Annotated in this window: 23 protein-coding genes and 1 pseudogene; 11 read left to right on the top strand and 13 right to left on the bottom strand. The window is 69.8% G+C overall.

Annotated elements, in window-relative coordinates:
• From ACTMTI_RS34280 to qcrB, 4 genes are all read right to left on the bottom strand, one after another.
• A complete protein-coding gene (locus tag ACTMTI_RS34280) occupies positions 1-744 on the bottom strand; it encodes a ferredoxin reductase (protein ID WP_441124813.1) in 744 nt (247 codons plus the stop codon).
• A complete protein-coding gene (locus ACTMTI_RS34275) occupies positions 714-1,313 on the bottom strand; it encodes a sulfite oxidase-like oxidoreductase (protein WP_441124812.1) in 600 nt (199 codons plus the stop codon). The genes ACTMTI_RS34280 and ACTMTI_RS34275 overlap by 31 nt, the downstream gene beginning before the upstream one ends.
• 68 nt (positions 1,314-1,381) lie before the next feature.
• Complete coding sequence (locus ACTMTI_RS34270) at positions 1,382-2,413, bottom strand: Dyp-type peroxidase (RefSeq protein WP_441124811.1); 1,032 nt, start codon at positions 2,411-2,413, stop codon at positions 1,382-1,384.
• 117 nt (positions 2,414-2,530) lie between these two features.
• Positions 2,531-4,174, bottom strand: a complete 1,644-nt coding sequence (gene qcrB / locus ACTMTI_RS34265; protein ID WP_441124810.1) for a cytochrome bc1 complex cytochrome b subunit — start codon at positions 4,172-4,174, stop codon at positions 2,531-2,533.
• Between the two features lie 299 nt (positions 4,175-4,473).
• Between qcrB and ACTMTI_RS34260 the strand changes: the two genes are divergently transcribed.
• From ACTMTI_RS34260 to ACTMTI_RS34245, 4 genes and pseudogenes are all read left to right on the top strand, one after another.
• Entirely contained in the window at positions 4,474-4,677 is a 204-nt protein-coding gene (locus ACTMTI_RS34260) for a hypothetical protein (RefSeq protein WP_441124809.1), read from the top strand.
• Between the two features lie 111 nt (positions 4,678-4,788).
• Positions 4,789-5,082, top strand: a complete 294-nt coding sequence (locus tag ACTMTI_RS34255; RefSeq protein WP_441124808.1) for a Fe-S cluster assembly protein HesB — start codon at positions 4,789-4,791, stop codon at positions 5,080-5,082.
• 90 nt (positions 5,083-5,172) lie between these two features.
• A pseudogene (locus ACTMTI_RS34250) lies at positions 5,173-5,472 on the top strand (NAD-dependent epimerase/dehydratase family protein); the annotation flags it as partial.
• A gap of 128 nt (positions 5,473-5,600) precedes the next feature.
• On the top strand, positions 5,601-6,221 hold the full coding sequence (locus ACTMTI_RS34245; RefSeq protein ID WP_441124807.1) for a hypothetical protein: 621 nt from the start codon (positions 5,601-5,603) through the stop codon (positions 6,219-6,221).
• A 980-nt stretch (positions 6,222-7,201) separates the two neighbouring features.
• Here ACTMTI_RS34245 and ACTMTI_RS34240 read toward each other — a convergent pair.
• A complete protein-coding gene (locus tag ACTMTI_RS34240; RefSeq protein WP_441124806.1) occupies positions 7,202-7,645 on the bottom strand; it encodes a DUF2867 domain-containing protein in 444 nt (147 codons plus the stop codon).
• A gap of 94 nt (positions 7,646-7,739) precedes the next feature.
• On the opposite strand from ACTMTI_RS34240, the gene ACTMTI_RS34235 reads away from it, so the two are divergent.
• A complete protein-coding gene (locus ACTMTI_RS34235) occupies positions 7,740-8,327 on the top strand; it encodes a TetR family transcriptional regulator (RefSeq protein WP_441124805.1) in 588 nt (195 codons plus the stop codon).
• 33 nt (positions 8,328-8,360) lie between these two features.
• Here ACTMTI_RS34235 and ACTMTI_RS34230 read toward each other — a convergent pair whose 3' ends face one another.
• From ACTMTI_RS34230 to ACTMTI_RS34210, 5 genes are all read right to left on the bottom strand, one after another.
• The gene (locus tag ACTMTI_RS34230; RefSeq protein ID WP_441124804.1) at positions 8,361-9,077 is read right to left on the bottom strand and encodes a YqjF family protein; all 717 of its coding nucleotides are present in this window, start codon (positions 9,075-9,077) and stop codon (positions 8,361-8,363) included.
• Between the two features lie 169 nt (positions 9,078-9,246).
• Positions 9,247-9,687 (bottom strand): VOC family protein, encoded by a 441-nt coding sequence (locus ACTMTI_RS34225; protein WP_441124803.1) that lies wholly within the window; start codon positions 9,685-9,687, stop codon positions 9,247-9,249.
• Positions 9,684-10,142 (bottom strand): hypothetical protein, encoded by a 459-nt coding sequence (locus ACTMTI_RS34220; RefSeq protein ID WP_441124802.1) that lies wholly within the window; start codon positions 10,140-10,142, stop codon positions 9,684-9,686. The genes ACTMTI_RS34225 and ACTMTI_RS34220 overlap by 4 nt, the downstream gene beginning before the upstream one ends.
• 4 nt (positions 10,143-10,146) lie before the next feature.
• The gene (locus ACTMTI_RS34215; RefSeq protein ID WP_441124801.1) at positions 10,147-11,004 is read right to left on the bottom strand and encodes an ABC transporter permease; all 858 of its coding nucleotides are present in this window, start codon (positions 11,002-11,004) and stop codon (positions 10,147-10,149) included.
• Entirely contained in the window at positions 10,922-11,137 is a 216-nt protein-coding gene (locus ACTMTI_RS34210; protein WP_441124800.1) for a zinc ribbon domain-containing protein, read from the bottom strand. The genes ACTMTI_RS34215 and ACTMTI_RS34210 overlap by 83 nt, the downstream gene beginning before the upstream one ends.
• Positions 11,138-11,410: 273 nt before the next feature.
• Between ACTMTI_RS34210 and ACTMTI_RS34205 the strand changes: the two genes are divergently transcribed.
• Complete coding sequence (locus ACTMTI_RS34205) at positions 11,411-12,709, top strand: vanadium-dependent haloperoxidase (RefSeq protein WP_441124799.1); 1,299 nt, start codon at positions 11,411-11,413, stop codon at positions 12,707-12,709.
• Between the two features lie 19 nt (positions 12,710-12,728).
• Here ACTMTI_RS34205 and ACTMTI_RS34200 read toward each other — a convergent pair whose 3' ends face one another.
• From ACTMTI_RS34200 to ACTMTI_RS34190, 3 genes are all read right to left on the bottom strand, one after another.
• On the bottom strand, positions 12,729-13,052 hold the full coding sequence (locus ACTMTI_RS34200; protein WP_441124798.1) for a putative quinol monooxygenase: 324 nt from the start codon (positions 13,050-13,052) through the stop codon (positions 12,729-12,731).
• A gap of 80 nt (positions 13,053-13,132) precedes the next feature.
• Positions 13,133-13,798 carry a glycosyltransferase family 2 protein gene (locus tag ACTMTI_RS34195; RefSeq protein WP_441124797.1) on the bottom strand — a complete coding sequence of 222 codons (666 nt, stop codon included), beginning with the start codon at positions 13,796-13,798 and terminating at the stop codon, positions 13,133-13,135.
• Positions 13,789-14,769, bottom strand: a complete 981-nt coding sequence (locus tag ACTMTI_RS34190; protein WP_441124796.1) for an NAD-dependent epimerase/dehydratase family protein — start codon at positions 14,767-14,769, stop codon at positions 13,789-13,791. The genes ACTMTI_RS34195 and ACTMTI_RS34190 overlap by 10 nt, the downstream gene beginning before the upstream one ends.
• 129 nt (positions 14,770-14,898) lie before the next feature.
• Here ACTMTI_RS34190 and ACTMTI_RS34185 point away from each other — a divergent pair, with 129 nt between their 5' ends.
• From ACTMTI_RS34185 to ACTMTI_RS34165, 5 genes are all read left to right on the top strand, one after another.
• Complete coding sequence (locus tag ACTMTI_RS34185; protein WP_441124795.1) at positions 14,899-16,188, top strand: glycosyltransferase 87 family protein; 1,290 nt, start codon at positions 14,899-14,901, stop codon at positions 16,186-16,188.
• A 123-nt stretch (positions 16,189-16,311) separates the two neighbouring features.
• A complete protein-coding gene (locus ACTMTI_RS34180; protein WP_441124794.1) occupies positions 16,312-16,953 on the top strand; it encodes a TIGR04282 family arsenosugar biosynthesis glycosyltransferase in 642 nt (213 codons plus the stop codon).
• Positions 16,950-17,561 carry a class I SAM-dependent methyltransferase gene (locus tag ACTMTI_RS34175; protein WP_441124793.1) on the top strand — a complete coding sequence of 204 codons (612 nt, stop codon included), beginning with the start codon at positions 16,950-16,952 and terminating at the stop codon, positions 17,559-17,561. Before ACTMTI_RS34180 ends, ACTMTI_RS34175 begins: the two co-directional genes overlap by 4 nt.
• A 165-nt stretch (positions 17,562-17,726) precedes the next feature.
• Positions 17,727-19,139 carry a PhoX family protein gene (locus tag ACTMTI_RS34170; protein ID WP_441124792.1) on the top strand — a complete coding sequence of 471 codons (1,413 nt, stop codon included), beginning with the start codon at positions 17,727-17,729 and terminating at the stop codon, positions 19,137-19,139.
• A 146-nt stretch (positions 19,140-19,285) separates the two neighbouring features.
• Complete coding sequence (locus tag ACTMTI_RS34165) at positions 19,286-21,238, top strand: AbfB domain-containing protein (protein WP_441124791.1); 1,953 nt, start codon at positions 19,286-19,288, stop codon at positions 21,236-21,238.

Below are 21,238 nucleotides of genomic sequence, written 5' to 3'. Positions count from 1 at the left end.
TCAGTCTCCAGACGGGCCGAATCGCTCGGTCTTGATCTTGTGTGCGGCATGACCGAGGGACAGGAGGATGTCGGCGGCCGCCTCGACGAACCCGGTCGGCCCGCAGACGAAGCAGTCCGGCGCGAGCTCCGCGGGCCAGCCGCCCGAGTTCAGGTCGGCGGCGGTCAGCCTCCCCGGCTGCCGGGGCCAGCCCTCGGGGACCTCGCGGGTGTAGACGTGGGTGACGTCGAGACCGGGGTCGGGCCGGCGCAGCTCCGCGGCGTAGTACCGGTCGGCGGGCGTCCGCATCGAGTAGACGAGACGGAACGGCGTGCGGCTGCCCGCCTGGCGGCGGGCGCGGATCATCGCCATGAGCGGCACGACGCCCGAGCCACCGGCCACCAGCAGCACCGGCGCCATGTCGGCGGGCCGCCAGACGAACCACCCGCCGACGGGTCCGCGGATCTCCACCGCGTCGCCCAGGGACACGCCCTCGGTCAGGTACGCGGAGACCTCGCCGTCCGGTACGCCCTGCACGGTCAGCTCGACCCGGTCGCCGTCGGCCGGCGCGGCGATCGAGTAGCTGCGCTGGGCGCTGTAGCCGTCGTCGGCGGTGAGGCGTACGTCGACGTGCTGACCTGCCAGGTGGCCGGGCCAGCCGGGTATGTCGAAGACCAGGGTCCGGGCGGTCGCCGTCTCCTCCCGCGTCTCGGCGAGCCGGGCGACGCGCCAGGTCAGTCGCCCTGGTACCGCTGTTCGCGCCATGGGTCTCCGTAATCGTGGTAGCCGGCCGATTCCCAAAAGCCCGGCTCGTCCTCGTCGAGCAGCCGGATGCCGCGCACCCACTTGGCCGACTTCCAGAGGTACAGGTGGGGTACCAGCAGCCGGGCCGGGCCGCCGTGCTCGGGGGCGAGGTCCGCACCGTCGTAGCGATGGGCGATCCACGCCTGTCCGTCCAGGAGGTCCTCCAGCGGCAGGTTCGTGGTGTAGCCGCCGTAGGAGTGGACGAGCGCGTAGTCGGCGGCCGTGTCGACGTCGGCCAGCAGGGTGTCCAGCGAGACGCCCTCCCACTGGGTGCCGAGCTTGGACCACTTGGTGACGCAATGGAGGTCCACCGTCGGCCTCTCGCTGGGCAGCTCCATCAGCTGCCGCCAGTTCCAGCGGTATTCTCGCCCCGCCTCGGTCGTGACGGTGAACTCCCAGTCCTCCTGGCGGATCCGCGGTGTCGGACCGGCTGAAAGGACGGGGAAGTCCTCGGCCAGGTACTGCCCGGGAGGGAGCTTGACGTCCGCCCCCCGCCGCCGGCCGTGGAATCCCGGTGACACGATGCCCATCACCGGCCCCCTTTCATCAGTTCGTTCGTGAAGTACCCGGTTCCACCCGCCCGCCTACATCGTGAGCGTCACCGTGGCCTCGCTGGGTGGGTTTCCGGCTTGTCGGGCGTCCCGGGGACTTCGGCGGCGGCGGCGGTGGATTCGCGGGCTCCGGTGGGCTCCGGCGGGAGGTCCTCCAGGAAGCCGGCCGCCGGCACGAAGAACAGCGTCCCCGTCACAGGGGTGGAGAAGTCCAGGATCCGGTCGTAATTGCCCGGCGGATCGCCGGCGAACATGTTCTCCAGCATCTTCTCGGTGACCGCCGGCGTGCGGGCGTAGCCGATGAAGTAGGTGCCGAACTCGCCCCGGCCGACGTTCCCGAACGGCATGTTGTCCCGCAGGATCCGGCGTTCCGTCCCGTCCGGGTCGGTGATGGTGGTCAGCGCGACATGGGAGTTGGCCGGTTTGACGGCGTCGTCCAGCTCGATGTTCTCCAGCTTCGTGCGGCCGACGACCTGCTCCTGGGCCTGCACGGGCAGGGCGTTCCACGCCTCCAGGTCGTGCAGGTACTTCTGCACGATCACGTAGCTTCCACCGGCGAAGCCGGGGTCCTCATCCCCGATCAGCACCGCCGCGGCCGCCGCCGGACCCACCGGGTTCTCGGTGCCGTCGACGAAGCCCAGCAGGTCGCGTACGTCGAAGTACATGAACCCCTGCACCTCGTCCTCGACCGTGACCACGCCCCGCAACCGGTTCATGATCTGAGACGCCAGCTCGAAACACAGATCGAGCTTCTCGGCACGGATGTGGAAGAGCAGGTCCCCCGGAGTGGCGACCGCACGATGCACCGCCCCGCAGACCTCACGGAAGGGATGCAGCTCACCGGGCCGAGGCCCGTCGAACAGGCGGTCCCAGGCGTCCGACCCGATGCCGGCGACACAGCTGAGCCTGCCCCCCGGCACCCGGAAACCGACCGACCGCGACAGCCCCGCCAGGTCGCCCAGGAGCTCCCGAACGGCCGGCTCGCCGCCGTGATCGACAGTCAGCACGAGGAAGATGGCGGCGGTCGTCAGCTCGCTCAGCACCGGCTGCGGTACGCCGCTCCGCTCAGGCTCTGCCATCCAGGTCCTCCCTTTCGCCTACCTGGGCAAAGCCTGCCATGAAAGATCTCATCACCACCTTCCGGGGTGGTTCATCGGTCGGTGCGGCCGCCGGGGCCGTCTGGCGGATGGTCGTGGTCAGTCTGGTGGTGTCTTTTCGTGCTCGTCCAGCATGGCGGGTTGTCTCTCGCCGTGCTCGTCGTGGCCGGTCTCAAGAGGGATCTTCTCGCCGGCATACGTACGGCTCATCTTGAGCCTCAGACGGCCGAGCGGGCCGCGGGCGTCCTTGGGCGGGATGCGCTCTCCGTCGTGTCGGGCCGCGGCAAGCATGGGGATGGGCGACTTACCACGCACATGGGCTTTGATGTCCTCCGCCGGCGGCGCGTGGACCTCGACGAACTCTCCGTGCGGCAGGCGCTTGATGACGCCCGACTCCACCCCGTGGCTGATGGTGTTGGCGTCCGCCCGCTGCAGGCCCAGACATATCCGGTAGGTGATCAGATAAGCCAGTGCCGGACCTGCGAAGACCAGCACCCGGCCGGCGTAGGTCGTCCAGTTGAGGCTGATGTGGAAGTTCGCCGCGATCACATCGTTGGCGCCGAGCAGCCACAGCACGCCGTAGAACGTGATGGCCGAGATCCCGATCGAGGTGCGGTGCGGGTTGTTGCGCGGCCGGTCGGCGATGTGGTGCTCGCGCCGGTCGCCGGTGATCCATCGTTCCAGGAACGGATAGAGCACCAGACCGGTGATGACCAGCCCGAGTGGGGCCAGCGCCGGGATGAGCACGCTCAGCGGCAGTGTGCCCGCGTGGGCCGTACCGAAGAGGTTGATCTCCCAGGAGTGCATGAGGCGCAGAGAACCTTCCAGGAAGCCCATGTACCAGTCCGGCTGGGATCCGGCCGAGATGTCCGCCGGGGTGTACGGGCCGAACAGCCAGATGGGATTGATCTGCGCGAAGGTGGCCAGGCCCGCCAGGGCGGCGGTGGTGAACAGCAGATACGCTCCCGACTTGGCCATGAAAGAAGGCAGGAGCGGGGCGCCCACCACATTCATCTCGGTACGGCCCCTGCCCGGCATCTGCGTGTGCTTCTGCACCCACATCAGCATCAGGTGGGCGGTGATGAGCGCGAGCAGGATGCCCGGGATCAGCAGGATGTGCAACGCGTAGAAGCGCGGGATCACCTCGTCGCCGGGATACTCCCCGCCGAAGAGGAAGAACGACAGGTACGTGCCGACCAGCGGGATCGACAGCAACACGCCCTGAGTGATCCGCAGCCCCGCGCCCGACAGCAGATCGTCGGGCAGGGAGTAGCCGGTGAGCCCTTCGAAGAGGGCCAGGGTGAACAGCGCGATGCCGATCAGCCAGTTCAGCTCACGTGGCTTGCGGTAGGCGCCGGTGAAGAACACGCGAAGCATGTGGATCATCAAACTGGCGGCGAACAGCAGGGCCGCCCAGTGGTGGATCTGCCGGAGCAGCAGCCCTCCACGCACCTCGAAGCTGATCTCCAGCGTCGAGGCGTACGCCTCGGACATCCCCACGCCCTTGAGCGGCGCGTAGGAGCCGTCGTAGATCACGTGCTCCATGCTGGGCTTGAACCAGAAGGTCAGGAACGTTCCAGTCAGCAGCAGGATGATGAACGAGTAAAGGGCGATCTCGCCCAGCAGGAACGACCAGTGGTCCGGGAAGATTTTGCGCAAATTGCGCTTGAGGAAATTCGCCGCCCCCAGGCGCTCGTCAAGAAACTTACTGGGCCCCGTAATGAATTTTGGCGGTGTGGTCATATATGGCCTCCCCTTGGCCTGCGGCCGGCGTCGACGAGACGGGAAGCCGCTGCGGCCATCGGATGGCGTCCTCGTTCGACGTACGACGAGCCGCCTGGAGAACTGGTAAGCCGCATGACCAATCGTAGTTCGGGGTCATCAGCCGCCCGAAGGCGGGCCGGTCGTACGGTGCCGGGCGCCGACAGGTCTGATTTGCCGAGAAGATGCCCGCGGAGGAGCGTCGCTATGGCTCTCATGAGGAAGGACATTTCACGACTGAGCCACACCAATCGGCAACCGCCTCTACAGAAGGAAAAATCATGACGAACCACCCTCACGAGCAAGGCGACCAGCCGGTTGAACGCGGAGGAAGCGAAGAGACCAGCGGTGCACCGCTGACCCCGACGGAAGAAGAGACCTCCAGGCGTCCGGCGAGCACCACGCCCGGTGCCACCCCAGATGAGGACATGGACGATGACGACCTGGAGGAAGGTGAGGCGCTGTATCCCGACGACTTGGAATAGCACAACATTAGGAGCATTTCACGCTAATTGGGGATATTCGCCTCTCGGTTCGGGCAAGGGCAGCAACTGCTCCTTGCACCACCATGGAGTTTCGCCAATGGAGGAGTTGCCGTGCTCACGCTGACCACCGACGCGGTCGCCGCAATCCGCGATCTGACGTCACAGCCGGAAACACCGCCAGACACCGGGCTACGCATCGCACCGTCGTCTTCCAACGGTCCTGCCGGAACTCTTGAACTGTCGATCTCGAGTGGACCGCACCCCGACGATGAAGTAGTCGAGTCAGAGGGCATTCGCGTGTACGTCGAACCGACCGTCGCCTCATTCCTGGAAGACAAGACCCTCGATGCGGAGATCACCCAGGGAGATACGCCCACCTTCCGGATAGTCCGCCGAACGATTTGAGAGCTTCTCATCCGAGCCTGCTTGGCGTGATGGGGGCGGCCTGAGTTCCGGGCAAGGTTTGACGCTCAGGCCGCCGGGCAGCGGGCGCCCATGCGTGTAGTCGTCATCGGCGCCACCGGCAACGTGGGCACGAGCGTGGTCTCCGCACTCGCCGCCGACCCCAGCGTCACCTCCGTCCTCGGACTGGCCCGCCGGCTACCCGACTGGCATCCGGACAAGACCACCTGGCAGACGCTGGACGTCGCCACCGGCGACCTCGCGCCGCACCTGCGGGGAGCCGACGCGGTGGTGCATCTGGCCTGGCTGTTCCAGCCGACGCGGAATCCCACGATCACCTGGAGAGCCAACGCGCTCGGCAGCCTGCGCGTGTTCGAGGCGGTGGCTCGATCCCAGGTCCCGGCCCTGGTGTACGCCTCTTCGGTCGGCGCGTACTCGCCCGGTCCCAAGACACGCCGGTCACCGAGGACTGGCCGACGCACGGCTGGCCGCAGGCGGCCTACGGGCGGGAGAAGGCCTACGTGGAGCGGGCGCTGGACATGTTCGAGCGCGATCATCCGGAGATCCGAGTGGTACGGCTGCGCCCGGGCTTCATCTTCAAGCGCGAGGCAGCCACCGAGCAGCGGCGGCTCTTCGGCGGTCCTTTCCTGCCCCATCGGCTGATACGTCCCGGCCTGGTGCCCTTCGTGCCGGACACCCCGGGGCTTCGCTTCCAGGCGTTGCATGCCGACGACGCCGGCGAGGCCTACCGGCTTGCGGTCACCACATCGGTCTGGGGCCCGTTCAACATCGCCGCCGATCCGGTGATCGAACCACGCGTGCTGGCCGATCTGCTGGGTGCGCGCCTCGTGCCGGCGCCCGGATGGCTCCTGCACGGCGCGGCCTCCGTCGCCTGGCATCTGCGCCTGGTGCCCGCCTCGCCGGATCTCCTCGACATGCTGCTCCGCCTGCCGATCATGGATACCACGCGATCGCGTACCGAGCTGGGCTGGGCCCCTGCCCACACCGCGGTCGAGGCCATCGAAGCGTTTCTGGAGGGCGCCCGCTCCGCCGCGGACTTCGGCACGCCGCCGCTGTCGTCCCACACCAGCGGGCCGGGCAGAATCCGCGAGATCCTGACCGGAGTGGGACGACGGCCCTGATCAGCGCTTTCGGCTAAGGACGCGGGGACGTCCGCGTCCAGGCCTCGCTCCAGCCGCGGTGCGAGCGCCGGCCCGATGCCGCCAGGCAGCGGCGGCACACCTGTCCCACCTCGTCGGCCGCGCCGCCTGATTCCGGAAACACCTCCGGCCACCGCACATGGTGGAACCGGAGCAGCCGCGACCGGCTGAGCGCCAGCCCGCACAGTGTCTGATTCGTCCCCGGATACCAGGCGTGGACCTCGCCCGATGGCAGCCGCACGCCATTCTCGTCTCTCCACTGTCCCGAAGCCGCGACCGACGGCTCACCACGCCGGGTCATGCGCCCTCCCCCTTCCATCCCCGTCATCGCGGCATGTCCGCGCTCGTGGCGTGGAACACGGCCCGCATACAGCCGTTCCGCGATCGGTCCGCAGCCGTATTGAGCGTCTGCGCGCCGACTTGCCCACACCGCCGCAGCCCCCGGCCACGCAGGCCGGGGCGACGCCCCGCGAGGGCTACCCGAGGACTTCAAGAACAATCCCCGGCTTATCCCGAAACCCCCGAACTTGGTAACCCGGTGCGTGCCGGCCGATCTTCCTTCCGCGCAGCCAAGATGATGAGTGCCCCGGAGATGATCCCGGCGAAGAACGGGGATGGCACGAGAAGGACGCCGCCTAACGCACACCACGTCGCGAGGCCCCAGCCGATTCCGGCGGGCACAGCCACCCCGCGTCCAGCGAGGTGCCACGTCAGGCAACCCAACAGAATCAGGGGCACGGCGAAGCCTCCCGGACCGGCCCAGAAGGTGACCTTGTTCTGAAAAGACTCCACCGTCTGAACGGCTCCCCCGTCCGTGAGTACGAGCGGGACGGCTGCCCACATCCCCCGATCCACCCAGCCGGTGACGTCCTCCCAGGCGACGAGTGCCAGCAAGGACAGGTGCCCTGTTCCCAGCACGAGCATGATCCCGCTCGCCCAGCGGAGCAGCCGCTTTCTGGAGTTCATCGTGACCTCCTTTCGCGCCAGGCTCGTTCCCATTGCCGGGTCAGCGCCGGGTAGACGATGAGGTGCCGGAAAGGCGCGATGGCGGCCATGTAGAGCCGCCCGAACCATCCGTTGGGCTTGACGAGGACGGCCATCCGCAACTCATGGTCGCCGTTCGTGCCTTGAACCCAGCCGAGATGCATCACGGTGTGCACGGTCTTGTTCGCCGGCTCGCGAGCGGATTCCATGTCGAGCTTCCACCGGACGGCGAACAAGAACCTCACCGGCCAGGGCTGCTGCACGGGCCGGCCGGCCGCTCGCATCGCTGCGAGCATCGCCGGGAAATCGTCTGGCCCAGCTCCGGGAGTGCGGAACGACCACACATCCTCGACCGAGAAGTCACTCGTCAGTTCGTGGACGCGCCACGGGCGGGAGGTGTGCGCGGTCTTCGGCAGTCTCACGAGAGTTCCCACCTCCTTTTTCTATGTTGACTGACATAGGCTATACCAGCCAGCATTCGCTCTGTCGTTTGACGTACCTGGTTAGATGGCCTGCATGGCCACGCGACGTATCGAGAGGACTCAGGAGAGCCGCCGGCTGCTGGTGGCGGCCGCCGCCGAGCTCTTCGCCGAGAAGGGATACCGGCAGACGAGCTTCATCGACATCGCAGACAAGGCCGGCATCAGCCGCGGCTCCATCCCCTGGCACTTCGGCAACAAGCTGGGCCTGCTGGAAGCGGTGGTCGACGACCAGCTCCAGGCCGTGCTGACCGGTTTCGCCCCTCCCCCGGGGGAACGCTCCGGCGATCCGCTGGATCGGGTCGTCGACTTCATCCGCCTGCCTGTCACGCGCTTGTTCATCACCCTGCTCGCCGAGGCCGTGGAGGTCGGCTCGCCGATCCGCGAGCACTACGCGCGCCTCCACGCGGCGCTCCGGCAGGGGGTGCAGGCCTGGATACCGGCTCAGGCGCTGCCCGCAGGCACCACCCCAGAGGCGTTCACGGTGCTGCTGGTGGGGGCCGTCATCGGCGTGCACGCCCAGTGGCGGGTCGCTCCCGAGGCGGTGGACCTCAAGGCCGTCCGTGCCACGATCCGCGCCCTGCTGCCGACCGGCCTCGGACAGACTCGGGCGGCTGCGACATGAAGTCGACGATCCGGTTGGGCTCCTGGCGGAGCGTCACCAGCTCCACATCCCCACCCGCACCGCCACGCCGGGCGAGGCGTGCAGGATCGGGGCGCTGTCCGGAGCGGGAAGGCCGGCGGCCTGGAGTACGTTCTGGTCCAGGGTGATCAGCCGGGCATGCTGCAGCGGCCAGGCGGGATGCTCGGTCTCGGCCGCGGCCAGCCGCCCCGCCACCATGGTGAACAGGCAGTAGCGGGCGGTCAGGAAGTGCGCCAGCTCGTCCCGTTCGTCCTCGGCCAGCGTCGTGCCCACGGCCACGTCCACATCGCACCGCACCCCTTCCGGTCCGGGCCAGCGTCTGCGGCACCGGTACTGCCTGCTGTCACTCCCGGTGCGCACCGACATGTCCGACCAGAAGTACGGCAGCCAGTAGCCGGCGCGCCCGCCGACCGCGGCCGCCAGCCTCCCGGCGTCCAGCGACAGGAACCAGATGCCGGAGCGACCGCGACTGTCACGCACATAGGTGCGGCAATTCGTCTCCGGAAAGCTCGACAGCCACGGCAGCGCGGGAATGCCCGGCATCCGCGCATCGTCCATGAGGAACGGCGTCAGCCCCACCCACGCCGTCCCGTCGAACGTTTCGACCGTCAGCGAGTCCGGCACCAGCGCCCGCACCACCTCGGCGGGGTACCGCCAGTGCAGGAACGTCATCTGCGACCAGCGGTGATACATCACCGGCCACGCGACGCGCGGAGGTGCCGGGGCCTTCATAGGGCGCTCACCGGAGCCGGGGCGGTCGACGGCGCTGGCGCACTCGACAGTGGCTGCAACGGCGCTCCTTCTCACTGGCCGGATCGGAGCCGGCACGGCGTGCTGCCAGCACGCTCTACCCGAGGCTCCCCGGTCCAACCGCCGGCCCGCCGAGCTCGCAGTGGGTGCGTCACCCTGGAAGCCGGTGAGCGCCTCCACGGTCGCGGACGGCCCCGGGCTCGCCGCCGTCGTACCACGCGTACAGTTCCCACAGTTCGTCGTCCGGGCCCGTGAAGTACGCGCAGCGGGCGTTCCATGGGTAGTCCTTCGGCGGTGCCTGGAACCTCACCCCGGCACGGGACAGTTCGTGGTAGCGGGCATCGACGTCGGCCGGCGTGTCGAGGCGGACCGCGATCATGACGGCGGAGCCGTGGCCGCCTGCAGAGGCGGCGACGCCGGTCGTGGCGCGGAGGTGGTCCGCGGCCCAGACGGCCAGGGCGATGCCGAGGCCGTGGAAGTCGGCGAAGCCCTCCATCCGGTGGTCGAGGGTGAGCCCCAGCGGCCCGGTGTAGAACCGGATCGCCCGCTCCAGGTCCTGGGTGACGACACAGACGTCGGTGATCGCCTTCATCGGCCGCCGTCGTTCCGGAGGGCGGGCAGGGCGGCGGCCCAGTCGGTCTCCTCCGGGCGGAGCCAGGGCAGGGGCAGGAGATCTCGGGCCGCCGCCTTGCGTACCGTTCCCTCGACGTCCAGGAGCACCATGGCGTCGGGGCAGTAGGTCGCCAGCAGTTCGCGGCATACCCCGCAGGGATTGGTGACCTGCGCGGTGCCGGCCGTGCCGAGGCAGACCGCCAGGGCCGTGGTGATGCTCTCCTCGCCCGCGATCTGGGCGGCGGCCAGCGCGGACGACTCGGCGCAGATGTTGACGCGCCGGGAACCCAGGTGCAGCCCCACGTAGACGCGGCCCGAAGCGCCGAGCATCGCGGCCGCGACCTGATGCCGCTGCGGATGGTGGGCCTTGGTGAGGACCTCGTCGGCGCGGGTGAACAGCGCGATGTCCCCGCTGTCGAGGTCGGCGAATCGCATGAGGTCAGTCCTCCAGGGTGAGCGTGAGCATGCGGGTCTCGGACACGCGTGAGCGCCGGGACAGGACGATGAGGCCGGCGAACGCCACCAGGTACGGCAGCATCTGCGCGAACTGCGGCGGCATGACGGAGGAGTCCAGCCGTACCGAAAGCGCGGACGCGAGCCCGAAGGCGGCGCACATGCCCGCCAGGAGCAGCACTTTGCCGCGGCAGAAGATGACGGCCGCGAGGGCGATGAATCCGAGGCCGCTGGTCATGCCCTCGGTGAACAGGGTGAGCTGGCCGAGGCTGAGTTGTGCGCCCGCCAGCGCGCACAAGGTGAAACACCACATCTGGGCGATGACGCGGACCCTCGTGACGTTCCCGCCGGCGGCGCGCAGCGCCTCGGGGTGCTCGCCCGCGGCCTTCAAGTGGCGTACGAGCACGGTGTGCCGCGCGGCCCACGCGGTGAGGGCCACCAGCAGCCAGCCGCCGTACGTCAGCACGGACTGTCCGGAGAGGATGGGCCCGAGCAGCGGGACGTCGCCGACGACGCCGAGGTGGGCGGCGGGAAGCGCCGGGATCCGGTCGCCGCTGAGCGATCCCTTGACCCCGAACCAGGATCGCAGCAGGTAGACGGTCGCGCCGGAGGCCAGCACGTTGAGCGCGGTGCCGACCACGAACACGTTGGCGCGAAGCACCGTGACCAGAACGCCGAACACCAGCCCCAAGGCCGCGATCGCCGCCGACTCGAAGCGTTGACCTGCTCCCCGCCTTGAAGTGACGGGGATTCCCGTGCCGCTATGCGGCAGCTCGTGCCGCTTGCGCGGCCCGTGCTGTGGAACGGGGTGCTTGACGTTTCGCGGACCCGGGTGGGTCTCCACGCCCTGAGACGACCAGCCCGGCCGCCTGTCCTTTGGTCTTGATGTTCATCGCCCCGACGATGTCGGCGTGCTCGGTGTGTCCGCAAGAAGTGCAGGAGAAGACCGCTTGGCTCTTGCGGCTCTTCTCGTCCATCTCCAACGGACCTTCGGTAAGCGCTTGGCCTGATTGATGTCGGCGGCGTTGCGCCGTGCGGACAAGGGGTTTTCCCGGCCGTGAAGCCTCCCTGGCGGCCGCACTCACCGCACTCCGGCAGAGCACGCATGTCCGCTCGGGTCGAGCTCGACCTCGGGAGGCGGACACGACCGGCCCCGCGCCGGCGGGGCGCTGAATTCCGGTTACGTCATTATCGGTTTTCCGACCGTTCGGCCACTACGACGGATGTGGCCGGCATAGTAATTTCCCGCCATGCTCAAATTACGTGACGCCGGCCGGGCCGGCGTCCTGGCCCGCAAGGCCGTTTACTCAGCCGTCGCCGGAGTCGTCGCCGTCGGCTCTCCCGGACTCGGCTCGTCGTTCGCGTACGCGGCGGCTTCGCACACGGCGGACAATGCCGTCATCGTCTGGGACAGAAACGCCCAGACAGCGATCTGGGACATCGCCGGCCAGCAGCCGCAGGTCCAGGCGCGCAGCTTCGCGATGGTGCACGGAGCCGTTTACGACGCCGTGAACGCGATCGCCGGCACCCCCTACCAGCCCTACCTGATCGCACCGCCTGCCGATGGAACCGAGTCGACGGACGCGGCCGTCGCGACCGCGGGCTTCCTTGTGCTGAACGCGCTGTTCCCGGCCCAGCAGGCGAGGTTGAAGACGCAGTACGACGAGGCGCTCGCCGCGCTTCCCGGCGGATCTGCCAAGCAGCGTGGAATCACGGTGGGCACGCAGGCGGCCGCTGCGATGATCGCCGCGCGGCAGAACGACGGGGCGTTCGGAGACCAGACCTGGACCGTGGGCATCCAGCCCGGTCAGTGGCGGCCGGCGCCACCCGCGTTCGCCTCCGACGGAGCCTGGGTCGCCAACCTCAAACCGTTCCTCATCCCCAGCGCGTCCATGTTCCGCACGCCAGGCCCGCCCTCGCTCGCCAGCCACCGGTACGCCCGGGACTTCAACGAGGTCAAGGCGATCGGCTCGGCGACCAGCACGGTGCGGACGGCCGACCAGACACAAGCCGCGATCTGGTGGCATGACCGGCACCTGGCCGAATGGGAGATCAAGCGCCGGCTCGCGACGAAGCAGCGACTGAACACCCTGCAGACGGCGCGGATGTTCGCGATGGCCGATATGGCCGAAGCCGACGCCACGACCGCCTGTTACAACGAGAAGGCGGCGTGGAACTTCTGGCGGCCCGTCACCGCGATCCACCTGGCCGACACCGACGGCAATCCGGGAACGACGGCCGATCCCGGCTGGGCGCCGTTGCTCGTCACGCCACCGCACCCGGACTACACGTCCGGGCACACCTGCTTCACGGCGGCGAGCATGTCGGCATTGGCGTACTTCTTCGGCCGGGACGACATCTCCTTCAGCGGGTACAGCGCCGCCTCGGGCACCACCAGACATTTCCGCGGCTTCTCGCACGCGCTCGCCGAGGTCATCGAAGCCCGTATCTGGGGCGGAATTCATACCCGCACGGCCGACGTGGAGGGCGCGAAGATCGGCAAAAAGGTCACCGCCTACATGGTCGCGCACTACTTCAAGAGGCGGTGACCTCCGCGGATTCCGTCGCCTATTTCGCGCCGGTCGCCGGATAGGCGCTCAGCATGGTGTTGAAATAGCCCTCGGGGGCTTCCTCCAGATACTCCAGCAAGTCGTCCAGGAAAGCCCGCAGCGGCGGATACTGGTTGTGCTGGTCGAGGTCCTCCTGGGAACGCCAGACCTCATACAGGAAGAACCGGCCGTCCTCATGCTCGTGCAGGTGATACTCCAGGTTGCCCTCCTCCTGCCGGGTGGGCTCCACGAGCGAGGTGAGAATCCGCCGCACCTCATCGGCGCGCTCCGGCTTGGGGCGCAGGAAACCGTACAGGGAAATGGGCGCTTGTGTGGTCGTCATGAGGACAACGCTAGGAGCTGACATCGGTGTGAGATTCAAGGCCGCGGGGTGTGAGGTGAGTCACGTGAAGATCGGCTGTGTCACCTCATGTGATCGGCCATGACCCGCCGCATGTCAGAGGCGGCTCGCAGCGTGCCCCGGACGGTGCCGGTGACCTTGGAGCGGCCCGCCCTGGGCAGGTAGTCCACCTCCACCTCGGCGATCCGCCAGCCGGATCCGGCCGCGCGCAGCACCATTTCGAGCGGGTAGCCGAACCGGCGGTCGTTCAGCCCGAGCGCCAGGAGCTGTGCCCGTCCGGCGGCTCGCATGGGGCCGAGGTCGTGCAACGGCGCCCCGGTGCGGCGGCGGAGCGTGCGGGCGAGTACGGCGTTGCCGAGCCGGGCGTGCCAGGGCCAGGCGCGTGCCCCCTGAGGTTGGCGGGCGCCGAGGACCAGGTCGGCGTGGCCGCCGATGACCGGTTCCGCGACTCTGGGGAGCTGGCGGGGGTCGAGGGAGGCGTCGGCGTCCATGAAGCAGACCACCTCGGCGCGCGCGGCCAGCAGCCCGGCGTGGCAGGCGGCGCCGAAGCCGCGCCGCGGCTCATGCACCACACGGGCGCCGAGGTCGCGGGCGACTTCCGCGGAACGGTCGGTGGAGCCGTTGTCGACCACCAGGGCCCGGTAGCCGTCGGGCATGCGCCCGAGCACCCAGCCGAGTGCGGCCTCCTCGTTGAGGCAGGGCAGGATCACGTCGATGGTCATGACCATGCGAACTCCTTCATGCCCGCCTCGAACCCGATCTCGGAGCGGAAGCCGAGCTCGCGGCCGGCCCGCTCGGGAGAGGCGACGATGTGGCGGACGTCCCCGAGCCGGTAGCCGCCGGTGATCCGCGGGTCCGGCCCGCCCCGCGCGGCGGCCAGCACGGCGGCCATCTCGCCGACGGTGTGCGGGGTGCCGCTGGCGATGTTGTAGGCGCGCAGCTCGCCGGGACGCACCGACGCCAGGGCGGCCGCCAGGTTCGCCCGGGCGACGTCGCGCACGTGCACGAAGTCGCGTAACTGGCCGCCGTCTTCGAAGACCTTCGGCGCCCGGCCCGCCTCCAGCTCGGAGCGGAAGATCGCGGCGACGCCGGCGTAGGGGGTGTCGCGGGGCATGCGCGGGCCATAGACGTTGTGGTACCGGAGTGCTACCGCGCTGCCGCCGGTCTCCCTCGCCCAGTTGGCGGCCAGGTGCTCCTGGGCGAGCTTGCTGGTGGCGTACGCGTTACGCGGATCGGGCGGCGCGTCCTCCGCGATGGTCTCGCAACGGACCGGCACGCCGCAGTCAGGGCAGGCCGGGTCGAACCGGCCCTGCTCCAGGTCCTGCCTCGTGCGCGGGCCCGGGCGCACCCGGCCGTGCCCGGGGCACTCGTAGGAGCCCTCGCCGTAGACCACCATCGAGGAGGCCAGCACCAGCCGCTCGACCCGATGGCGCGCCATGGCCGCCAGCAGCACGGCCGTGCCGTACATGTTGATCAAGGCGTAGTCCGGCAGGTCGGAGACGTCCACGCCGAGACCCACCTTGGCGGCCTGGTGCGCCACGAGATCCACGCCCGGAAGCAGCCGGTCCAGCACCGCACCGTCGCGCACGTCCGTGCCGATGCGCAGGTCGATGCCGACGACCTCGTGCCCGGCGGCCTCCAGGGCCTCGACCACGTGACTGCCGATGAAGCCGGCCGAGCCGGTGACCATCACTCTCATTCGGCCGACGCTAACCCGGCCCGCGGCCCCTGCTGAAGCGACGTTCGCATTCCGTAAGGGTTCTTATGGAGTACGAACGGCTGGCGCCGCGGTGGCCACGAACCGCCCGCGGAGTGTGACGCTGCCAGCGTGAAGCTCATCGTCGTGCTCGTGGCCCTGGCCCTCGTCCTGGTGCGGACGGTGGCCGGATCGCCCGGCCTGGGCTGGTATCTGCTGGCCTGGGCGCTGTTCGCCATGGCTGTGTGGCTGGCGCGGCGGGTCCCGGCCAGGATGCTGACCGTCCTGGTCGTCATGGGCGGCATCGCGGTGATGACGACGGGGCTGACCGCACCGCCGAGCAGCAGCACCGACTCCTTCCGGTACGCCTGGGACGGCCGGGTCCAGGCCGCGGGCATCTCCCCGTACGACCACCCGCCGGCCGATCCGGCGCTCGCCGGGCTGCGCGACGCCTGGCTCTTCCCCTCCGAGTGCGCGGACCGCGCCCTGTGGCCGCTCCCGGACGGAGGGTGCACCAGGATCAACCGCCCCACCGTGCCCACCATCTACCCGCCCGTCGCCCAGGGCTACTTCCTCCTGATCCACTGGCTCTCGCCGGACGGCGCTCGGCACAAGGTCCTGCAGCTCGGCGGCTGGGTGCTGGCCATCGCGGTGTTGCTGGCACTGTGCAGGTGGAACGTCCGCACGGCCGCGTACTGGGCATGGTGCCCCGCCATACCCATCGAGGCCGTGAACAACGCGCACATCGACATGCTCGGTGTGCTGCTGGTCGTGCTCGCCATGCGCACCCCGCGCGTCCGCGGGGCGCTGCTCGGCGCGGCCGTGGCGGCCAAGCTGCTGCCCGCCACGGCGCTGCCCGGCGCACTGTCGGGAGTCCTGGCGAACGGCGTGGACTGGCGCCGCAGCTTCAAGATCCTTGTCCCGGCCACCCTGGTCGTGGTTCTCTCCTACGTGCCCTACGTGCTGGGCTCAGGGGCGTCCGTCGTGGGTTACCTGCCGGGCTACCTCCAGGAGGAGCGATACGAGACACCCGCCGACGGGAACCGCTACGCCCTCTTACGGCTGGTGATGCCGGACTCCTGGGCGCCCTACGCCGCGATCGTGCTGCTCGTCCTGGTCGCTCTCTACGTCATGCGGTACGGCGAGGCCGAACGGCCATGGCAGGGCGCACTGATCGTCAGCGGGTCACTGCTGCTGCTGTTCACGCCTGGCTACTCCTGGTACGCGCTGCTGGTCGTCGCGCTGGCCGCGATGGCCGGCCGATGGGAGTGGCTGGGGGTGGGCCTGGCGGGCGCTGTCGCCTATGTCGCCGGCCCAAGGGCGCCGGACAGTCCCGCGACCGCCTTCTACGCCGCGGCCGCGCTGGCCGTGCTGGCCGGCTGGGCCGTACGCCGGTCCTACCAGGCGGAAGTACGCCAATGATCCTCAAGACCGTCTCCGCCAGGGTCACCAGCCGCCTGCGCTCCGAGCCGGTACGGCTGCCCGCTGTCCTGCTCACGACCACCTTCTTCGCACTCGCCTGGCACCATCTCGTAAGGATCAAGCATGTCGCCCAGCAGTACCGCGCAAATCATGATCATCGCCAAGGAGCCGGTGGCCGGGCGGGTCAAGACCCGGCTGAGCCCGCCCTTCAGCCCGGAGCAGGCCGCCGCCCTCGCCGAGGCGGCCCTCCACGACAGCCTGCGCGCCATGTCCGCCACGCCCGCCACCCAGCGGCTGCTCGCCCTGGACGGGCTGCCGGGCGGCTGGCTGCCCGCCGGCTTCGTGGTGATCCCGCAGCGCGGCTCGGGCCTGGACGAGCGCCTTGCGGCGGCCTTCTCGGACGCCTACCGGCTCCGGCCGGACCCCATCGTGCTGATCGGCATGGACACCCCGCAGGTGACTCCCGCCCTGCTCAGCGAGGCGGTGGCCGCGCTGGAGCGCCACGACGCGGTCTACGGCCCGGCGGCGGACGGCGGCTTCTGGCTGCTCGGCCTGCGCGAGCCGGATCCCACGCTGCTGCTGGGAGTGCCGATGTCGCATCCGGAGACCGGCAAGCTCCAGCTCGACCGGCTGGACCGGGCCGGGCTGGCCGTTCATGTGCTGCCCGAACTGACCGACGTCGACACCGCGGCGGACGCCGCCGCCGTGGCCGCCCAAGCGCCCGGCTCCCGCTTCGCCGCCACGCTGCGGGAGCTGGGCCGATGATGGGGCGGCTCTACGCCGACGCGCTCAGCGGCGCGATCGCCGAACTGGAGTACGTGGACGGCACGCGCGTGGTGCTGGAGACCGCGCGCTGGTTCGACCTGATCGACGGCGACGAGGCCCTGCTCGATCGGTGCGCCAGCCCGACGCTCGACATCGGCTCCGGACCCGGCCGGCTCACGGTCGCGCTGACCCGCCGCGGCATTCAGGCGCTCGGCATCGACATCACGCCTCGAGCCGTCGCCCTGACCCGCAGGGCGGGCGGTTTCGCCCTGCTCCGGGACGTCTTCGACGAGGTGCCGGGCAGCGGCCAGTGGACGACGGCGCTGCTGGCCGACGGCAACATCGGCATCGGCGGCCATCCAGAAGCGCTGCTGCGCCGGGTCAGACAGCTGGTCCGGCCGGGCGGCACCGTCCTGGCCGAGCTCGCGCCGCCCGGGACGAGCAGCCGAGTGGACCGGGTACGGCTGCGCCGCGGCTCGCTCGTCGGCGACTGGTTCGGCTGGGCGACCGTGTCGGTGAGCGACATCCAGCGCCTTGCCCTCGCCGCCGGGTTTCCGGTGGTGGAGCGCTGGACGGCGGACGGCCGCTGGCTGGCGTGCCTCAGCTGACGACGCGGCGAGGGGGCGCGCTGCGTGGCTGAACGCCTGCGTTAGGTGGCCGGTAAGGCGAGGGACATGTTCGCTTCGCCGTACCGACATCGGCAGGGCTGAGGGTGGCCCACGTGGGGCGCCCGAACCAGCGGCGCCCCTCGCGATGAGCAGGGAGCTTGACACATGACCGACATCAACCGGCGGGGATTCCTTCGCACCAGCCTGGCCGCCGCCACCCTCGGCGTGGCGGCGAGCGGGCCGCTGGCCGCGCTGTCCGCGCGTACCGCGGACGCTTCGACGATGGTGAAGCGGGCTTTCAGCCCCGACTACGGGCCGCTGTACCCGGTGAAGGACCACACCACGGGTCTGGAGCTGCTCAAGCTGCCCCGCGGGTTCGAGTACCTGACGTCCGGCTGGACCGGCGACCCGATGAGCGACGGGCGCCGCACCCCCGGCTCGCACGACGGCATGGCCGCATTCACGCCCAGCGACGCGCTCAAGGACAGGACCGAGGCCGGCGGGAGCGGCGGCGCGGGCAAGGGGCACTGGACCGTGCTGGTACGCAACCACGAGGTCGGCAGCCTCAACGGCGCTTTCGTCACGCCGGCCTACAACCCGGCCGCCGGCGGCGGGACCACGTCGCTGATCTTCGACACGCGCCAGGGCAAGTTCCTGGAGAGCTGGGCCAGCCTCGGGGGCACCATTCGCAACTGCGCCGGCGGGCCGACCCCGTGGGGCAGCTGGCTGTCGTGCGAGGAGACCACGCTGATCAACGGCTCCTACCGGCACGGCTACGTCTTCGAGGTGCCGCACGACGGGATCGGCGACGCCAAGCCGTACAAGGAGATGGGCCGTTTCTCGCACGAGGCCGTGGCGGTGGACCCGGAGACCGGCTGGGTGTACGAGACCGAGGACGCCACCCCGAGCGGCTTCTACCGCTTCCGGCCGAAGGTCAAGGGCGACCTGGGGCAGGGCGGCGTGCTGGAGATGATGACGATCGGCTCCTCGGCCTACACCACCTACAAGGACGGCACCGGCGTCGCCTACCCCGAGATCGGCTGGGTCTCCATCGACAACCCCGACCCCGGCGCCGATGAGAAGAGCGTCGTGCAGCAGGGCATCGCCAAGGGCGGCGCCTCGTTCGCCCGTCTTGAGGGCGCCTGGTACCACGACGGCAAGATCTACATCGTCAGCACGAGCGGCGGTCCCACCGGGCAGGGCCAGGTGTTCGAGTACGACCTCGCGGGCAACACCATGCGGGTGCTGTTCGCCTCGCCGAACGCGACCGTGCTGAACAACCCCGACAACATCTGCGTCAGCCCGCGCGGTGGCATCGTGTTGTGCGAGGACGGGTCCGGCGTGGAGTACCTGCACGGGCTCACCACCGACGGGGAGATCTTCCCGTTCGCGGAGAACTCGGTCGTCATCCCGGCCGGCGGGGTGCCCGGCAAGGCGGCGGCGCCCGGCACCTACACCGGCTCGGAGTGGTGCGGGTCGGTGTTCGACTCCAAGGACGGCGGCTGGCTGTTCGCCAACATCCAGTCGCCCGGCATCACCTTCGCCATCACCGGCCCCTGGGAGAACGGTTCCCTGTAACCGCCGCCGGAAGCAGACCGGGTGCGGGCTCGTCGGCCGGCACCCGGCGCCCTCGCTGCCCGGCCACGTTTCTGTTATCCGCACCCGTCCGCAGAGTCTCCTCTTACGAGAGCCTCCAGACGGGAGGCGACGGCAGTAAGGCAGCAATGAGCGACAAGGGTTTCGCACACCCCTCAGCCCGCCATCTGGCCCTCGCCGCGCTGGCGACGGCGGTCGCCGTCTGCGGCGCGCCAGGGCCGGCGGCCTCCGCCGCCGTGCGCACCGCTGTCCCGGCGGCGCTGCACGGCGGCACCTCCCTGCCCGATCCGGGCAGGGATCCGGGAGCCGACCCCGTCTTCTCCTCCGACGGGGAGCTGAGCAAGAGGGAGACCTACACCTACCGGCCGGCCAAGCCCGGCGACCACGTCTTGCCGCCCGGCACGTTCACGCTGTCCTACGACGTGTCCCAGGCCTCGCGGCGCCCGCTGAAGGCGCGGCTCGTCGAGGCGCGGGCGCAGCTCACTCGCAGCACCGGCATCGCGCTCTACCTCACCGGCGGGACCGCGCTCAACGACGCCGACCTGGCGGCGGTGCAGACGGCCGGAAACGCCGAGAGCGCGGGCGGGCTCGGGCTGACCGGTCTGAACCGGCTGCACATCTACAACCTGCGATCCCTTCAGGGCGGGACCGAATGCACGCCCGGCTCCGGCCTGGCCTGCGCCGGGCAGATCGCACGCGGCGGGCGCTCACCGTACCTGTGGCACAACGGCTGGTGGGGATCGTGGGTCAGGCACCTGGTGCTGGACGATCTGCAGGACATCGAACCCGGCTCCTTCAGCAACCACAACTTCGCCTCCGTCAGTTTCAAGGCGGCTCGCACCGTCGGGGCGATGGCGTTCGGACACGGGCCGTACGCCAAGCTCAGCGTGCTCTACCTGCCCAGCGTCACGGAGATCGGCGCGAACGCGTTCCGCCGCAACCAGTACCTGACGAAGGTCAACCTCCCGCGGGTGCGCACGATCGACGACTTCGCGTTCGACGACGCTTCCCGCCTGCGCTACTTCAACGCTCCCGAGCTGGAGTCGATCGGCAGGAACGGACTGAACGACAGTCACGCCCTCGAAGCGGTCAACCTGCCCAAGGTCCGCTACATCGGCATCAACTGCTTCGACCTCAACGGCAACGCCGCCGCGGGGACAGGCATCAAGGTGCTGCGGCTGCCGAGCCTGCTGACGCTGGACAAGAACGCCATCGTCCACCTCGCCTCGCTCAAGGAGCTGTACGCGCCCGCGCTGACCACCGCCTGGCACGACTCGATCTCCGGCAACGCGCGCCTCGAATCGGTCTACGCGCCGAGCCTGGGCAGGCTCGGTCCGCGCGTCTTCGCGCGTACTCCCCTCCTGCGAGCGCTGTACCTCGGCCAGCGGCCACCGGCCCAGGACGCCGCCGCGTTCACGGGAGCCGATCCGGCGAAGCTGACCATCTACTACACCGGCGACACGTCCGCCTGGGCGAGCTTCGTACCGGCGGGCAATCCCAAGATCAAGGTGGTGCGGCGGAACGCGGGCGCGACGCCCGCCGCCACCCCGTCGGCTCTCCCTGCGCCGTCCCAGACCTCCGCGCCGAGCCCGCCGGCCACGGCGTCTCCCTCGTCCACGTCCGCACCGCCGGCGGCTGCCGGACTGCCCACGGGCGGCACGCGGTCTTTCCGATCGGCCGGCACTCCCCAGGCGTTCATCCAGGCGTCGCGCGGCCTCGCCCGGATGGCCGCCATCCGCGAGGACGACCCGGCCGCGGCCCGGCAGAGTGCCCGCTTGCGCATCGTGCCGGGCCTCGCCGACCCCAAGGGTTACTCATTCGTCGGCCCCGATGGCCGTTACCTGCGCCACAAGCACTTCCAGCTGCGTTTCGACCGCAGGGACGGCGGTTCCTTGTTCAACAAGGACGCCACCTTCTACGCCCGTCCCGGCTCGACCGCCGGATCGGTGACGCTGGAGTCGTTCAACTACCCGGGACGCGTCGTCCTCCACCGTAAGGAGCAGCTATGGCTCCTCCCCCGGCAGGCGACCGCCGCCTTCCGCGCCGCGAGCTCCTTCGAGCCGGTCCTCCCGCTCAGCTGA

Source organism: Nonomuraea sp. H19 (assembly GCF_052068215.1).
GTDB lineage: Bacteria > Actinomycetota > Actinomycetes > Streptosporangiales > Streptosporangiaceae > Nonomuraea.
The sequence above is the reverse complement of the archived record's forward strand: the minus strand, read 5'-3'. Positions and strand labels throughout refer to the sequence as shown.

Bases quoted from the DNA above. Each gene is read 5' to 3' on its own strand.
- ACTMTI_RS34165 (WP_441124791.1), top strand. From the start codon at position 19,286: ATGAGCGACAAGGGTTTCGCACACCCCTCAGCCCGCCATCTGGCCCTC.
- ACTMTI_RS34280 (WP_441124813.1), bottom strand. From the start codon at position 744: ATGGCGCGAACAGCGGTACCAGGGCGACTGACCTGGCGCGTCGCCCGG.
- ACTMTI_RS34200 (WP_441124798.1), bottom strand. From the start codon at position 13,052: ATGACGACCACACAAGCGCCCATTTCCCTGTACGGTTTCCTGCGCCCC.
- ACTMTI_RS34260 (WP_441124809.1), top strand. From the start codon at position 4,474: ATGACGAACCACCCTCACGAGCAAGGCGACCAGCCGGTTGAACGCGGA.
- ACTMTI_RS34195 (WP_441124797.1), bottom strand. From the start codon at position 13,798: ATGGTCATGACCATCGACGTGATCCTGCCCTGCCTCAACGAGGAGGCC.
- ACTMTI_RS34270 (WP_441124811.1), bottom strand. From the start codon at position 2,413: ATGGCAGAGCCTGAGCGGAGCGGCGTACCGCAGCCGGTGCTGAGCGAG.
- ACTMTI_RS34180 (WP_441124794.1), top strand. From the start codon at position 16,312: ATGTCGCCCAGCAGTACCGCGCAAATCATGATCATCGCCAAGGAGCCG.
- ACTMTI_RS34225 (WP_441124803.1), bottom strand. From the start codon at position 9,687: ATGAAGGCGATCACCGACGTCTGTGTCGTCACCCAGGACCTGGAGCGG.
- ACTMTI_RS34170 (WP_441124792.1), top strand. From the start codon at position 17,727: ATGACCGACATCAACCGGCGGGGATTCCTTCGCACCAGCCTGGCCGCC.
- ACTMTI_RS34210 (WP_441124800.1), bottom strand. From the start codon at position 11,137: ATGGACGAGAAGAGCCGCAAGAGCCAAGCGGTCTTCTCCTGCACTTCT.
- ACTMTI_RS34235 (WP_441124805.1), top strand. From the start codon at position 7,740: ATGGCCACGCGACGTATCGAGAGGACTCAGGAGAGCCGCCGGCTGCTG.
- qcrB (WP_441124810.1), bottom strand. From the start codon at position 4,174: ATGACCACACCGCCAAAATTCATTACGGGGCCCAGTAAGTTTCTTGAC.
- ACTMTI_RS34230 (WP_441124804.1), bottom strand. From the start codon at position 9,077: ATGAAGGCCCCGGCACCTCCGCGCGTCGCGTGGCCGGTGATGTATCAC.
- ACTMTI_RS34205 (WP_441124799.1), top strand. From the start codon at position 11,411: ATGCTCAAATTACGTGACGCCGGCCGGGCCGGCGTCCTGGCCCGCAAG.
- ACTMTI_RS34175 (WP_441124793.1), top strand. From the start codon at position 16,950: ATGATGGGGCGGCTCTACGCCGACGCGCTCAGCGGCGCGATCGCCGAA.
- ACTMTI_RS34190 (WP_441124796.1), bottom strand. From the start codon at position 14,769: ATGAGAGTGATGGTCACCGGCTCGGCCGGCTTCATCGGCAGTCACGTG.
- ACTMTI_RS34220 (WP_441124802.1), bottom strand. From the start codon at position 10,142: ATGCGATTCGCCGACCTCGACAGCGGGGACATCGCGCTGTTCACCCGC.
- ACTMTI_RS34275 (WP_441124812.1), bottom strand. From the start codon at position 1,313: ATGGGCATCGTGTCACCGGGATTCCACGGCCGGCGGCGGGGGGCGGAC.